Raw genomic sequence first — 14,482 nt, forward strand, 5'->3', positions numbered from 1 at the left:
AGGGACGCCATGACGCACGGAATGTTGACCACCATCGGCTTTGATGCGGATGACACGCTTTGGCAGAACGAGCGGTTCTTTCGCCTGACCCAGGACCGTTTCGCGGCGCTGCTGGCGGATTATGCCGCGCCGGAGCATCTGAACGAGCGGCTGTTGGCCGCCGAACGGCGCAATATCGGGCGCTATGGCTATGGCATCAAGGGCTTCACGCTGTCGATGATCGAGACCGCCATCGAGGTGACCGAGGATCGGGTGCCTGCGGGCATCATCCGCGAACTGATCAGCGCCGGTCAGGACATGTTGGCGCATCCGATCGAGCTGTTGCCCCATGCACAAGCCGCTGTGGAAGCGGTGGCGCGGACCCATCGCGTTGTCCTGATCACCAAGGGCGACCTGCTGGATCAGGAGCGCAAGCTGGCGCAATCGGGGCTGGGCGATCTGTTCGACGCAGTCGAGATCGTGTCGGAAAAGACCCCGGCCGTCTATGAGGCGATCTTTGTCCGCCACGGGGATGGCGCGGCGCAGGCGATGATGGTGGGCAATTCCATGCGCTCGGACGTGGTGCCGGCGATCGAGGCCGGGGGCTGGGGCGTGCATGTGCCTCACGATCTGATCTGGGACATCGAACATGCCGAGGCGCCGGACCATGCGCCCCGATATCGCAGCATTGCCGATCTGGCGGCGCTGCCGGCGCTGATCGCCGGACTCGAAGCCGGCTAAGCCGCCCGGCGCAAGGGCGGGATACCGCCTGTCTCTTCCTCTGAAGGCGCGAAAATAAGCGCCATGATTTTGCCGCAATCGCCGGTGTAGCGGCGCGGCGAAAGATGACCGCAAGATGTAGGAAAGCAAGCGCGGAAAATGAACAACTCCCGGCAACCTGCGGGTTTATTTTGATTATTCCCTGTGCTAGCCTTCGTTCACAAATCAAAAAAATGCCACCGGTCAACCGGGGCACCGAGGCAGACAGAGGCAACATCGTGCAGGACCGGCGTATTCGTCCGGCCCGATCCGGGTCGAGTGATTTTTCCATCAACCCCATGCCAATGCTATGGGCATTCATTCTGGTCGCCCTGCTGGGTGCGCTGGCCGTCACCCCGGCCCGCGCGGCGCCCTATGCGGCGATCGTGATGGATGCGCGCACCGGCGAGGTGCTGCATTCGCGCAACGCCGATACACGGCTGCACCCGGCCTCTCTGACCAAGATGATGACGCTTTACATCGCCTTTGAGGCGGTGCGGAACGGCGAGATCTCGATGGATACGTCGGTGCGCATATCGCAGAACGCAGCCGCCGAGCCGCCCTCGAAACTGGGGCTGCGGGCGGGTCAGAAGATCGCCCTGCGCTATCTAGTGCGGGCGGCGGCGGTGAAATCGGCCAATGACGCCGCCACCGCTATCGGCGAGGCCATCAGCGGATCAGAAGCCGCCTTTGCCCAGCGCATGACGCGCACCGCCAAGGCGCTGGGGATGACGAGCACCACCTTCAAGAACGCCCATGGGCTGACGGCGACCGGGCATCTGTCGACCGCGCGGGACATGACCATTCTGGGGCGGCATCTGCTGTATGATTACCCGGAATATTACAACCTGTTCTCGCGCAAGAGCACCAGCGCCGGGATCAAGACGGTCACCTCGCACAACCGCATTCTGAACAGCTACAGGGGCGCGGACGGGATCAAGACCGGCTATACCCGCGCCGCCGGGTTCAACCTTGTGGCCTCGGCACAACGTGGCAACGAACGGGTGATCGCCACGGTGTTCGGCGGCAAATCCTCGACCTCGCGCAACGCACGGGTGGCCGAGCTTTTGGATCTGGGGTTCCAGCGGGCGCCATCAAAGGCGCCTTTGCGCAAACCCACACGGCCGCTTTATGCCGGCAACGCCACGTCGGGCGGTGCTGACAGCGGGACGACGGGCCGGGTCGTGCGCCTGACCGGGGTCGTCAAGAGCAGCCCGCGCCCGATGCACCGGCCCAACCGCGAGGCGGTTCAGGTGGCCGAGGCCGAGGTGCCCGTGGTGGACGACGTCAAGGCCGAGGTGATCGCCGCCGCCGTGGCCGAGGCCATGACAACCGCCGTTCCGGTGTTGGCCGAGAGCGAGGCGCCGGTCGCAGAGTCGATTGCAGAGCCGGTTGCAGCCCCAAGCGAGGCGCCCCGCCCGGTCCTGCGGCCGCAGGATTTGGCGGTGACGATCACCGAGGCCTCGCAGCCCGCGATAGAACCCGAGCCCGCATCCCTGTCCGAGCCCGTGCCCGAGCAAGTGGCCTTGTCTGTGTCCGAGCCCGAAGATCAGGAGATCGTCACCCGGCTCTCGACCTCGGGCGAGCGGCACTGGGGCATCAATGTGGGGCGCTATGCCAACCGCTATCAGGCGGAAAAAACCCTGCTGCGCACCGCGCTGTCGGAAATGGAGACGCTGGACGGCACCCTGCGCAAGGTGGTGCGCAGCACGCGCGGGTTCGATGCCAATTTCATGGGCATGACCGAAGAGACCGCGGATCTGGCCTGCCGCCGGCTGAAGGCGCGCAACGTGGACTGCAAACTATTGGGGCCGTCCTCCTGAGCTGAGGACGCCGCAGGGGAAAGACCAAAGGCGTGACCTGAGGGGCACGCCTTTTTTGTGGCCTATGCGCCAACGCCCCCTCCCCCGGCGGCGGTTATCCCGGCTTTTGCGGGCTGGGCTGCTTTGCCGCCTCCGCGTCGCTGTCGCGGAACTTGCTGATCCAGCGGCGCAGGGAGAAGATGTCGAAATAGATCGCCAGCAGCGACGGGAACACCAGCACCACCAGAATCATCGAGGCCAGCAGCCCGAAGGCGACCGAGACCACCAGCGGCACCATCGTCTGTACCTGCGGGGAAGTGTCGAACATGATCGGCACCAGACCGGCGAATGTGGTGGAGGTGGACAGCAGGATCGGGCGGAACCGGTCGCGCACCGCGTTGAGCGCGGCAGAGACATAATCGTCGCCCTCAAGATGGGTCTGGAAAAAGGTCAGGAACAGGATCGCGTTGTTGACCACGATGCCCGACAGCGAGGCAAAGCCGATCATCGAGGGCATCGACATGTCCAGCCCCATTGCCAGATGCCCCAGCACCGTGCCGATCAGCGCAAAGGGGATCGACAGCATCACGATCAGCGGCAGGGAATAGGAGCGGAACTGGAACGCCAGCACCAGATAGACCCCGACCAGCCCCAACAGCAGCGAGCGCATCATGGATGTCTGCGATTTCTGCTGTTCCTCGGTGGCGCCGCCGATGCGGATGGTGATGTCAGGATAGGCCTTGCGGATGCTTGGGGCCAGCTCGTCCATCGCCACGGCAGAGATCCGGGTCGAGGTGGTGGCGGCACGGTCGATCTTGCCCTCGATCCGGGCGGTGATCTGGCCGGCCTTGCGGGTGATGGAGGGGAAGCTGGCGCTGTGGGTGAAATCCGCCACGCTGCCCAGCGCCACCTGGGCCCCGCTGGGCAGGGTGACGGGGAACAGCTCCAACTCGCTGAGCGAGGCGATGGAGTCGCCCAGTTGCACCCGCACGGTCATGGAAGACGACCCGGAGCGGAAACTGTCGGCCTCGGCACCGGCGAAGGCGGTGCTGAGCTGGGCGGCAAGGCTTTGCGGGGTCAGGCCAACGGTGTAGCCGAAGGGGATCAGCGCCATCTGCACTTCGCGCCGCCCGCCTTGGAGATCGACGAAAGCCTCGGTCACGTCGGCGCGCGATACCAGCGCCACCAGCATGTCATTGGCGGCGGCCTGCACCACCTCAAGATCGCGGCCCAGAACCTCGACATCCAGATCGGCGCCGCCGGGGCCACGTTCGGCCTGCGAAAAGCTGCCTTGCACCAGATCGGGGATCGGCCCGGTTTCCTGCCGCCAAAGCGCCAGAACCGCGTCGGCGGTGACATTGCGCAGCGTGCTTTCCAGCAGATCGACGGTGACGGTGGCGGTGTTGGAGCCGTTGGCGGTGACGTCGCTGTTGACCGCGTATTGCACCAGAACCCGCTCGACCAGTGGCGCGGCGGCTTCGGTGCCGGGGGTCAGTTGGGCATCGACCCGGTCTAGGGCGGCGAGGATATGATCGACCTCGGCCACGGTGCGGCTGCGCGCGATCCCCGGGGTCAGCGCGATGCGGGCGATGATGGTATCGCTTTCGGTGGTGGGAAAGCCGATCACCTTGACCTGCCCCGAGGCGATCAAGCCGATCGTCAGCATCAGCGCGGCGATCACCGTGCCAAAGGTCAGGTAGCGCACCCGCACCAGCCGCGCCGCGATCGGCAGCAGCACGCGATCCTTGAACCGCTCCAGCACCCGGTTAGCGCGCCGCTCGCGCGGGGCAACATCGCCCGCTTTGCCGCCGTGGCTGAGGTGATGCGGCAGGATCAGGAAGCCTTCGACCAGCGACAGGGTCAGGGTCAGCAACAGCACCATCGGGATGAATTTCAGGATCTGGCCGAAATCGCCGGTGATGAACATCAGCGGGCCAAAGACGCAGGCGGTAGTGAGGAACGAAGACACGACCCCCGGCATCACCTCCATCGCGCCGCGCGAGGCGGCCTCGAGCCAGCCCACCTTGCCGCGCCATTTATCGATATTCTCGGCAATGACGATGGAATCGTCCATAATGACGCCCACCGCCATCAGCAACGCCACCAGCGTGATCATGTTGATGGTGATGCCCAGCACACTCATCAGGAACAGCCCGCCGAGGAAGGACACCGGCAGCGAGGCCGAGATCCACAGCGATTCGCGCATCGAAAAGAACAGCCACATGGTGCCGAAGACCAGCACCAGCCCCATGGCGATATTGCGCAGGATGAGGTTGAGCCGTTCCTTGACCACATCGGTGCTGTTGTTGATCACGGTCAGGCGAAACGGGTCGGGATAGCGCGCCTGTTCACGGCTCAGAAGGCTGTCCACCGTCGTGAACACGCGGATGCTGTCATCGTCCTTGGATTTGTAGATCGAGATGATCGCCGCCTGATCGCCATCGATGAAGGATTGCACATCCTCGTCGCTGTCCACCACGATCACCTGCGCCAGATCGCCCAACCGCACCACGCCGCCCTCGGGCGTTTGCAGCACGATCAGATCCTCAAGTTCGCTCACGCTGCGGCGCACGTCGGAATAGCGCAGCACGAAACTGGTGCCGCCCATCGACACATCGCCCAGCGGCTGGCGCAGGCTGCGCGCCTCGATGGCAGTCAGAAGGTCACTGGCAGACAGACCGTAGCGGCGCAGCATCTGCTGATCGAAGACCACGCGCAATTCGCGGTCCGAGATGCCCGAGACCAGCGCCTGCGCCACCCCGTCGAGCGCCAGCAGCCGGTCGGCCAGTTGGTCGGTATATTCGATCAGCCCCTGTTTGCCGGCGATGCCGGAGACGGCAATCAGCGCGACCAGATCGGTCTGGCCCTGAATCTCGACCGTGGGGGTTTCGGCGGCATCGGGGAAATCGGTGATGCCCGACACCGCCGAGAAGACATCGTTGAAAAACTGGATGATATCGCCGCCGTCGTCCAGTTCGGCGGTGGCGCTGGCGCGGCCGTCGAGCGAGACGCAGTCAAACTCGGCCAGGCTGGTGACGCCGGTGACCGCATCTTCCAGCGGGACGCAGACCTCTTCATCCACATCGCGGGCCGAGGCGCCGGGATAGACCACTCCGACGTTGACGGTGGAGGCGGTGAATTCGGGAAAGGTTTCGCGTTCGATCCCGGTGACCACGGCGACGCCGAGGATCAGCACCAGCACCATCAACAGGTTGGCGGCGACCGGGTGGCGGACGAAATAGGCGATCATCTCAGTTGCTCGTGTCAGGGGTGACCGGGATCAGCTTGATCCCCGGCACCGAGGGCGAGGGCGTCGAGAGCACCAGTGTCTCGCCTCCCGTCAGCCCGTCGAGCACAAGCACATCGCCCCCCAGCGCCGGGCCGGTGGTGATCGGACGTACCTCCAGCCGGCTGTCGGCATCGACGAGATAGACAAAAGACGCCCCCGCATCATTCAGGTGCAGCGCGGTGCGCGGCACGGCGATGGCATCCTTGAGCGGCGGCGCGGACAGGGTGACGGTGACGAAACTGCCGGGGTTGAGCGGCGGCCGCCCTCGGCTGGCATCGGCGAGATAGGGGTCATCGACCTGCACCACCAGCCCCATGGTGCCGGTTTCGCTGTCCACCGTGCCACGCAGGCGCAGGATCCGCGCCGCGTATTCCGCCGAGGTGCCCGCCATTTCAATGGTGATGGTGGCGCTCACCCCGCGCTGCTGCAACAGGTCGGTCAGGTGGCTGGTATCCACCAGCACGTCTACGGGCAGATGTTCGCCCATCGCGGCCAGCGCCATGGCGCGAAAGGCGCGCGGGGCGATCTCGGCGGTGATTTCAGCGGTGGCGGCGCTGTCGAGCGTCAACAGGGTCTCGCCGGTGCGGACGAACTGATCCGGCTCGACATTGAGCGTATCGACCCGGCCCCGGAACGGCGCGGTGACCGTGGTCTTGGACAGGGCGCGTTCGGCCTCGGCCAGTTCGGCCTGACGCACCGCCAGCGTCGCGTCGTTCGAGGCGCGCTGTGACGGGTAGAGCGCCAGCGTGTTGGTCACATTGGTCAGCCCGGTCTGCTGGGCAAACAGCACCTTTTCGGCGGTATTGAGCGCCGTCTGGGTACTTGCACCGCTGGCGACCAGAGATTTGACACGCTCGTATTCGGTCTCTGCGACGGCAAGGGTGCGCTGTTCGATTTCAAGGCTCTTGCGGGTATTAGCCTCCTTGCGGTCCAGTTCGGCCAAGGCGGCCTCGGCAGCGGCGATATTGGCCTTGGATTTGCGCACAGCGAGGTCGTAATCGGTGCGGTCCACCTCGACGATGACGGTGCCGGCCTCGACAAAGCTGCCCTCGCTCAACCCCTCGGCCAGACGCGTGATGCGGCCCTCGACCTGCGACACCGCCGACCAACGATGCGCCGGTTCGACCCGGCCATAGCCCTCGGCGCTGGGGATGATCGCGGCGGGTTCCACCGGCATCACCCGCACGGCGACGCTGGCCTCGGGTTCGGATGCGGCAGGCGGCTGGCCGGTTCGCGTCATCCAGAGAAAGCCGATCACGCCAAGCGCCAGCGGCGGCAGGATGAGCAAGGGGCGCAGGTTCATGGGCAGTCTCCCGAAGGTACAGATCCGCTTGGCAGGCCCGGCCCGCCGCGTTTCCTCCGGTATAGCCTGATCCCTGCCCTGCGTGAAAGCGGCGCTTGCGCTTTGGCCAGAATGGCACGAGGGCCGTCGTCAGCCGCGCAGCACCGCCCCAGGGTTCATGATCCCGGCCGGATCGAGCGCCGCTTTGATCGCGCGCATCGCGGCCAGCTTGACCGGGTCGCCATAGCGTTCCAGATCCGCCACCTTGAGCCGCCCAACCCCATGTTCGGCGCTGAACGAGCCGCCCATGGCGTGCACCAGATCATGCACCGCGCCCTGAATCGCATCGCGTTGGTTGGCATGGTCGGCCTTGCTGCGGCCCGCCACCGGAAAGACGTTGAAATGCAGATTGCCGTCGCCCAGATGGCCAAAGCAGTTGATGCGAAACTGTCCCAGCGCCGCGATCACCTGCCCGCCCTGAACAATGAAGTCCGGGATCTGGCTGATCGGCACCGAAATGTCGTGGCTGCAGATCGCGCCGATGCGCCGGTTTGCCGCCGGGATATGTTCGCGCAGGGACCAGAACTGGGCCCGCTGGCTTTGCGATTGCGCGATCAGCCCGTCGCTGACAAGCCCGCGCTCCAGCGCTGCCTCGAACAGACCCGTAAGCGCCGACTCGGGGTCTTGCCCGCGGGGGAGGCCAAGCTCGATCAGCACGCACCAGTCGGGCGGATCGGCGAAGGGCTGGCGGATCTCGGGCAGGGTTTCGGACAGGAAGTGCAGCCCCTGCCCCGCGATCAGTTCGAACGCGCTGACCGCCTCGCCCAGCTGGTCGCGCGCCAATGCCAACAGCTCGATCGCCGCCTGCGGATTCGGCACCACCACAAGCGCGGTGCCCTCTGCCGCCGGGCGCGGGAACAGTTTGAGGGTGGCCGCCGTGATCACCCCCAGCGTGCCCTCGGCCCCGATCAGAAGGTCGCGCAGGTCATAGCCGGTGTTGTCCTTGCGCAGCCGCGACAGCCCGTGCCAGATGCGCCCGTCGGGCAGCACCGCCTCGAGCCCCAGACAGAGCTCGCGCGCATTGCCATAGCGCAGCACGCCGGTGCCGCCAGCATTGGTCGACAGGTTGCCCCCGATCCGGGCCGTGCCCTCGGCGGCGAGCGACAGGGGAAACAGGCGGTCGGCCTGTTGCGCCGCCTCCTGCACATCGGCCAGCACCGCGCCGGCCTCGGCGATCAGCAGGTTTTCGGTGGCATAGACGCCCCGGATCGCCGCCATCCGCTCCAGCGAAATTATCAGCGGGGCGGGGCCGTCGGGCATGACCTGACCGCCAACCAGCCCGGTGCCGCCGCCATAGGGCACCACCGGCACACGGGCGGCAGCGGCTGCGGTCACGAGTGCCGAGACCTCATCGACGTTGCGCGGCAGCGCCAGCACGCCGCACTGTCCGGCCCAGCGGCCACGCGGTTCCTCAAGGTAACGTGGCTCAGTAGGGCGAAACACCGCCTCGGGCAGCGTCTGGCGCAGCCGGGCGGCAAAGGACTCATCAGCAGGGTTCAAGGTCATGCATCGAGTCCTGCCGAAACAGCGGCTGTTGCGCAAGTCTGATTGACGGGGAGCGGTTCCCAGACGGCTGCTCTCCCCAAGGATACGCCCGTTTGGCGCTGAAAAAGGTCCACTGGACCTTTTTCTGGGCGCGCCTTGCCCCGGGGCTCCGCCCGTTCGCGCCTGAACCGCTCCACAGGAGCGGTTCCGAGACGGCGCTCACCCCACGTCGGTACGACCGCGGCGGTCGCTGCGCAGGGCGGCATAGAGCACATGGGTACGCCAGCGCCCGTCGATCTGCAGATAGCTTTGCGCGACGCCTTCGTATTTGAACCCGGCGCTTTCCAGCAACCCGCGCGAGGCGGCGTTTTCCGGCAGGCAGGCGGCCTCGAGACGCGACAGGTCAAGCTGGGCATAGGCATAATGAACCACAGCGCCGATCGCCTCGCGCATATAGCCTTGGCGGGCAAAGGCGGCGCCGGTCCAGTATCCCAGCACTCCCGATTGCGCCGGACCACGGCGGATATTGTCGAGCGTGATCGCGCCCAGCAGCGCATTGTCATCGCGCCGGATCAGGAACAGCGGCAGCGCCGACCCGTTGGAGACCGAGCGTTGCGCCCAGTAGACCCGGTTGGTGAACGCCTTGCGCGACAGGTGGTCCACCGCCCATGATGGTTCCCAGCGGGTGAGGTAGTCGCGGCTTTCCAGCCGCAGCGCACTCCACGGGCGGAAATCGGAATGGGTCGGCGGGCGCAGTGTCAGACGCTCGGTTTCGATCCTCAGCTTGCGTTTGGCCAGAAGCATCGTCGAAATTCCCGGTCGCGTCAGGCGGCGCGCCGCTCCTGCAATTGCGCCAGCGTCGGGGCCGCTTTGACCGGACCGTAGAGCGCCAGGGCGGCGGGTGCGGTGGCGGCCATCTGTTCTGCAAAGGCGCGCACGTCCTGCATCCTTACGGCGTCGATCAGGGCGACGGTTTCTTCAAGCGGCGGGACGGTTTCCCAGATCTGCACCAGCCGGGCCAGACGTTCGGCACGGTTGGTCGGGCTTTCCAGCCCCATCAACATGCCGGCCTTCATCTGGGTGCGGGCGCGGGCAACCTCTTCTTCGGACATATCCTCGGCGGCGCGTTTCATCTCGTCGATGGTGATCCCGGCCAGCTCCGCCACCTGATCGGCAGAGGTGCCGGCATAGATGGTGGTGGTGCCGGTATCGGAATAGGCCCCGGCCTGCGCGAAGATGGTATAGCACAGCCCGCGCTTTTCGCGGATTTCCTGAAACAGGCGCGAAGACATGCCGCCGCCCAGCACGGAGGCATAGATCTGGGCGGTATAGATCGCGTCGTCACGATAGCCCGGGCTTTCCAGCCCCAGCGCGAAATGGGCTTGTTCCAGCTTCTTGGCCTTGCGGTATTCGCCGCCGGTAAAGCGCGCCGGTTCTGCCGTGCTGTCCGGGCCGGGCACCATATCGCCGAACAGCTGTTCGGCCAGTCGCACCAGCGCGTCGTGATCGACGGCACCGGCGGCCGACAGGATCATCTGGCCGGGGCGATAATGTTCCCCGACAAAGGTGGCCAGATCGGCGCGGGAAAAGGCGCTGACCCGTTCGCTGGGCCCAAGAATGGTGCGGCCAAGCGGTTGATCGCGATAGCTGGCTTCTTGCAGCCAGTCAAAGATCACGTCGTCGGGGGTGTCATTGGCCTGACCGATCTCTTGCAGGATGACGCCGCGCTCGACCTCGATCTCGGGCGGGTCGAACACCGGGTTGCGCAGGATGTCGGCGATCACGTCCATTGCCAGCGGCACGTCGGCTTCAAGCACGCGGGCGTAATAGGCGGTCACCTCGCGCGAGGTATAGGCGTTGATATAGCCGCCCACATCCTCGATCGCCTCGGCGATCTGTAGGGCGCTGCGCCGCTTGGTGCCCTTGAACGCCATATGTTCGAGGAAATGCGCAATGCCGTTCTGTTCGATCCGTTCATGGCGTCCGCCGGCGCTGACCCAGATGCCGATAGCGGCCGATTGCAGGCCCGGCATGCGTTCGGTCACGATGCGGAACCCGTTGGGCAATTGAGCTTGCTGCAATGTCACGCGGTGATCTGCCCCTTGATATGGCTTTCGATGGCCGCAAGATCATTGTCGATCCGGCTGACCCGTTCCGGCCTGTCATACAGATCCGCCATCCGCAGGGGAAGGGGCGGACGCACGCCGCTGGCCCGTTCGACCGCATCGGGGAATTTGGCCGGATGGGCGGTGGCCAGCGTGATCATCGGCACCGCCGGATCGCGCAGCTGTTCCGCCACTTTCACACCGACGGCGGAATGCGGGCACAGCAGTTGGCCGCTGGATTTCAGCGTCGCGGCGATGGTGGCGAGGGTTTCCTCCTCGGAGGCGCGGCCCGAGGAGAAGCTTTCGCTCAGCGCCTCCATCGCGCCTTGGCTGACGTTGAAGCCGCCAGTCTGCAATTCGTCCATCAGCTGGGCAACGGCGTTGCCATCCTGCCCATAGGCGAAGAACAGCGCACGTTCGAAATTCGAACTGACCTGAATATCCATCGAGGGGCTGATCGAGGGGATCGTCTCGCCCTTGAAATAGCCCTGCCCGCCAAGGCAGCGGTGCAGGATGTCGTTCTGGTTGGTGGCGACCACCAGCCGGTCGATCGGCAGCCCCATGCGCTTGGCGATATAGCCGGCGAAGATGTCGCCGAAATTGCCGGTCGGCACGGTGAAGCTGACCTTGCGCTGCGGCGCGCCCAGCGACACGGCGGAGGAGAAGTAATAGACCACCTGCGCCAGCACGCGGGCCCAGTTGATCGAGTTGACCCCGGCCAGCTTGACGCCGTCGCGGAATTCAAAATCGTTGAACATGTCCTTGAGCCGCGCCTGACAATCGTCAAAGTCGCCATCAAGGGCGAGCGCATGCACATTGGCATCCGCCGGTGTGGTCATCTGGCGGCGCTGCACCTCGCTCACCCGGCCATGGGGGAACAGGATAAAGACATCGACCGCATCAAGGCCGCGAAACGCCTCGATCGCGGCCGAGCCGGTGTCGCCCGAGGTGGCGCCGACGATGGTCACCCGCTCGCCCCGCCGTTTCAGCGCCACTTCGAACAGCTGGCCGATCAGCTGCATTGCGAAATCCTTGAACGCCAGCGTCGGGCCGTGAAACAGTTCCAACAGGAAATGACCGGGGGCAAGCTGGGTCAGCGGCGCGCGGGCGATGTGGTTGAAATTGGCATAGGCCTTGGCGATGATGTCGCGGAATTCGGCATCGGTGAAGCTGTCGCCGATGAAGGGACGCATCACGCGAAAGGCGGTTTCCTCATAGCTGAGACCAGCCAGCGCGGCGATGTCGTCGTGCGACATCTGCGGGATGGTTTCGGGCACATACAGCCCGCCGTCGCGCGCCAATCCGGTCAGCATCGCCTCTTCAAAGCTCAGCGCGGGCGCCTTGCCGCGGGTGGAGATGTATTTCATTGCTCTCAGCTCCGGGATCGGGCGCGGGTGCGCCACAGGAAATAAAGGGTCATCAGGATCCAGACCAGCGCCAGCCCGAACCATGTCACGGCGTATTGCAGGTGATCATTGGGAATGCCCACGGATGTCACCGGCAGCGGCACGACGTTCGGATCGGTCTGCGAGCGCGCGATCAGCAACACCGGTTCGGTGTCGAGCGCGGCGGCCAGTGTGGGAACCTCGCGCGCGAACCAGATGTTCTTGTCCGGCTCTGGCGCGGGGGTGAAACTGTCGATCTCTTGCGGCCAATGCAGGTTGCCGGTGATTTCCATCGCGCCGGTTTGGCGGACGGCTGTCTTGGCCTCGGTCGGGATGAAGCCCCGATCGATCAGGATGCGGCGGCCGCTGTCGGTGACGAAGGGGGTAATGATGCGATAGCCAGCGCCGAAATCACGGGTAGAGACCAGAACATGCAGTTCCTGCGCGCCCATCGTACCGGCTACGCGCACCGGCAGGTAGCGATCCCGCTCCGGGTCCGGCGCGGCGGGCAGCGCGACAGGGTCGGCGGCGATGCGGGTCTCGATCTCGGCCAGCACGCCTTGTTTCCAGGCCAGCCGGCGCAGCTGCCAGGTGCCAAGCGATAGCAGCAGGCCCCCACCGACGATGCCAAAGACCAGCAGGAACAGAAAGCGGCGCATGGAACGCTCCGATAACCAATGAAAAGGCGCGCGGACAGACCGCGCGCCTTGCTTTAAATGGGACGGGGGCGATTGTTCAACCGCATTCCGCATATGTCACAACCCGGCGGTGCCCCAGATGTAGACGGCGAAGAACAGGAACAGCCAAACCACATCAACGAAGTGCCAGTACCAGGCGGCGGCCTCGAAGCCGACATGCTGCTCTTGGGTAAAGTCGCCCTTGAGCGCACGGATCAGACAGACGGCCAGAAAGATCGTCCCGATGATCACGTGAAAGCCATGAAAGCCGGTGGCCATGAAGAAGTTCGAATAGAACTCGTCGCCGCCGAATTCCCAGCCCGAATGCAGCAGATGCGCATATTCATAGGCCTGCAACCCGGTGAAGGCGACGCCCAGAACGATCGAGATCGCCAAGCCCTGCACCAGCCCCTTGCGGTCGTTGTCATGCACCAGCGCATGGTGCGCCCATGTCACGGCACAGCCCGACAGCAGCAGCACAACGGTGTTGATCAGCGGCAGATGGAACGGGTCGACCGGGAAGATTTCCGGTTTCACGTATTCGGTGCCGAAATATTCGTTCATCGGGTAGATCGCGTGTTTGAAGAACGACCAGAACCAAGCGAAGAAGAACATCACCTCGGACATGATGAACAGCATGAACCCGTAACGCAGCCCGATCCGCACGACGGGCGTGTGATCCCCGGTGCGGCCTTCGACAACCACCTCAGCCCACCAAGCGTACATGGTGTAAAGCACCATCGCGAGCCCGATCAGGAACATGAACGGGGTGATATCATGCATCCACAGCACGGCGCCGAACAGCATGACGAACCCACCGACAGCACCGAACAGCGGCCAAATCGAAGGGCTAAGAATGTGATAGTCGTGATTTTTTTCGTGCGCCATTAAGTGTCCCTCACCTTTCGGCCTAGTTCAGATTGATGTCTGCCTCGTGATCGAGGGCGGCATAGCCCTCGGGCAGATCTATTTCGTAAAACGTATAAGACAGCGTGATCGTGTGTACGTGTTGCGCCTCGGGATCATCGACGATCTCGGGGTCGACGTAAAAGGTAACCGGCATCTCCACGCGTTCGCCCGGCTGCAGAATCTGTTCGGTAAAGCAGAAACAGGCGATCTTGGTGAAATACGACCCGGCGGCATAGGGCGCGACATTATAGCTGGCCTGCCCGGCGATCGGCCGGTTGGTCGGGTTGTACGCCTCGTAGAAGGCGAGCCCGGTTTCCCCGATCCGCAGCTCGACCTCTTGCTGCAAGGGCTTGAAGTCCCAGGGCATGTCGCGCTCTTTCGAGCCGTCGAAGCGGATCTTGATGGTGCGATCCAAAATCGTGTCGGACCCGGTCTCGGCCACGTTGGTTTCACCACCATAGCCGGTGACGCGGCAGAACCAGTTATAGGCCGGGATCGCCGCCCAGGCGAGCGCGCCCATTGTGACGACCACACAGACAAGCTGGATCACCGTTCTGCGGACATTATTGGGAGCAGACATCAGTTTTTTGCCCCGCTGACAGTAGATTTCTTCATCTGGAAATCGCCGCTGGTGACCTTGGCGATTGTCAGCCCGAACACGATTGCGACGAACCCCGCCAGCACCAGCCCGACGCCCAGATTGCGGCCAAAGCGGCGCTTGTGCAGTTCATGCGTTGTCTTGAAGCTCAT

Annotated in this window: 12 protein-coding genes; 2 read left to right on the forward strand and 10 right to left on the reverse strand. The window is 64.5% G+C overall.

The genetic code is table 11. The annotated features are described in order from the left end of the window. Positions 1–9: 9 nt before the first annotated feature. A complete protein-coding gene (locus E1B25_RS06340) occupies positions 10–720 on the forward strand; it encodes an HAD family hydrolase (protein ID WP_132827922.1) in 711 nt (236 codons plus the stop codon). A 323-nt stretch (positions 721–1,043) separates the two neighbouring features. Further along, on the forward strand, positions 1,044–2,561 hold the full coding sequence (locus tag E1B25_RS06345) for a D-alanyl-D-alanine carboxypeptidase family protein (RefSeq protein ID WP_245510624.1): 1,518 nt from the start codon (positions 1,044–1,046) through the stop codon (positions 2,559–2,561). Between the two features lie 94 nt (positions 2,562–2,655). On the opposite strand, the gene E1B25_RS06350 is transcribed toward E1B25_RS06345, so the two are convergent. The 10 genes from E1B25_RS06350 to E1B25_RS22105 all read right to left on the reverse strand — a co-directional run bounded on the left by E1B25_RS06350 (position 2,656) and on the right by E1B25_RS22105 (position 14,482). Then, on the reverse strand, positions 2,656–5,790 hold the full coding sequence (locus E1B25_RS06350; protein WP_132827924.1) for an efflux RND transporter permease subunit: 3,135 nt from the start codon (positions 5,788–5,790) through the stop codon (positions 2,656–2,658). A gap of 1 nt (position 5,791) precedes the next feature. Beyond that, a complete protein-coding gene (locus E1B25_RS06355; RefSeq protein ID WP_132827925.1) occupies positions 5,792–7,132 on the reverse strand; it encodes an efflux RND transporter periplasmic adaptor subunit in 1,341 nt (446 codons plus the stop codon). Positions 7,133–7,261: 129 nt separating this feature from the next. Further along, positions 7,262–8,677 (reverse strand): FAD-binding oxidoreductase, encoded by a 1,416-nt coding sequence (locus E1B25_RS06360; RefSeq protein WP_132827926.1) that lies wholly within the window; start codon positions 8,675–8,677, stop codon positions 7,262–7,264. Between the two features lie 198 nt (positions 8,678–8,875). After that, a complete protein-coding gene (locus E1B25_RS06365) occupies positions 8,876–9,460 on the reverse strand; it encodes a GNAT family N-acetyltransferase (RefSeq protein WP_132827927.1) in 585 nt (194 codons plus the stop codon). Positions 9,461–9,480: 20 nt separating this feature from the next. Next, positions 9,481–10,743, reverse strand: a complete 1,263-nt coding sequence (locus E1B25_RS06370; protein ID WP_132827928.1) for a M16 family metallopeptidase — start codon at positions 10,741–10,743, stop codon at positions 9,481–9,483. After that, positions 10,740–12,128: a threonine synthase gene (thrC, locus tag E1B25_RS06375; protein ID WP_132827929.1), complete on the reverse strand. Its 1,389-nt coding sequence runs from the start codon at positions 12,126–12,128 to the stop codon at positions 10,740–10,742. Before thrC ends, E1B25_RS06370 begins: the two co-directional genes overlap by 4 nt. A 5-nt stretch (positions 12,129–12,133) precedes the next feature. Continuing rightward, complete coding sequence (locus E1B25_RS06380; protein ID WP_132827930.1) at positions 12,134–12,805, reverse strand: SURF1 family protein; 672 nt, start codon at positions 12,803–12,805, stop codon at positions 12,134–12,136. Between the two features lie 96 nt (positions 12,806–12,901). Then, a complete protein-coding gene (locus tag E1B25_RS06385; protein WP_132827931.1) occupies positions 12,902–13,711 on the reverse strand; it encodes a cytochrome c oxidase subunit 3 in 810 nt (269 codons plus the stop codon). Between the two features lie 22 nt (positions 13,712–13,733). Then, the gene (locus E1B25_RS06390; RefSeq protein WP_132827932.1) at positions 13,734–14,312 is read right to left on the reverse strand and encodes a cytochrome c oxidase assembly protein; all 579 of its coding nucleotides are present in this window, start codon (positions 14,310–14,312) and stop codon (positions 13,734–13,736) included. After that, entirely contained in the window at positions 14,312–14,482 is a 171-nt protein-coding gene (locus E1B25_RS22105; RefSeq protein WP_165937562.1) for a hypothetical protein, read from the reverse strand. The genes E1B25_RS06390 and E1B25_RS22105 overlap by 1 nt, the downstream gene beginning before the upstream one ends.

This window comes from Antarcticimicrobium sediminis (assembly GCF_004348975.1).
GTDB classification, from domain to species: Bacteria; Pseudomonadota; Alphaproteobacteria; order Rhodobacterales; family Rhodobacteraceae; genus Antarcticimicrobium; species Antarcticimicrobium sediminis.

Bases quoted from the DNA above. Each gene is read 5' to 3' on its own strand.
- E1B25_RS06340 (WP_132827922.1), top strand. From the start codon at position 10: ATGACGCACGGAATGTTGACCACCATCGGCTTTGATGCGGATGACACG.
- E1B25_RS06345 (WP_245510624.1), top strand. From the start codon at position 1,044: ATGCTATGGGCATTCATTCTGGTCGCCCTGCTGGGTGCGCTGGCCGTC.
- E1B25_RS06350 (WP_132827924.1), bottom strand. From the start codon at position 5,790: ATGATCGCCTATTTCGTCCGCCACCCGGTCGCCGCCAACCTGTTGATG.
- E1B25_RS06355 (WP_132827925.1), bottom strand. From the start codon at position 7,132: ATGAACCTGCGCCCCTTGCTCATCCTGCCGCCGCTGGCGCTTGGCGTG.
- E1B25_RS06360 (WP_132827926.1), bottom strand. From the start codon at position 8,677: ATGACCTTGAACCCTGCTGATGAGTCCTTTGCCGCCCGGCTGCGCCAG.
- E1B25_RS06365 (WP_132827927.1), bottom strand. From the start codon at position 9,460: ATGCTTCTGGCCAAACGCAAGCTGAGGATCGAAACCGAGCGTCTGACA.
- thrC (WP_132827929.1), bottom strand. From the start codon at position 12,128: ATGAAATACATCTCCACCCGCGGCAAGGCGCCCGCGCTGAGCTTTGAA.
- E1B25_RS06380 (WP_132827930.1), bottom strand. From the start codon at position 12,805: ATGCGCCGCTTTCTGTTCCTGCTGGTCTTTGGCATCGTCGGTGGGGGC.
- E1B25_RS06385 (WP_132827931.1), bottom strand. From the start codon at position 13,711: ATGGCGCACGAAAAAAATCACGACTATCACATTCTTAGCCCTTCGATT.
- E1B25_RS06390 (WP_132827932.1), bottom strand. From the start codon at position 14,312: ATGTCTGCTCCCAATAATGTCCGCAGAACGGTGATCCAGCTTGTCTGT.
- E1B25_RS22105 (WP_165937562.1), bottom strand. From the start codon at position 14,482: ATGAGCTTCAAGACAACGCATGAACTGCACAAGCGCCGCTTTGGCCGC.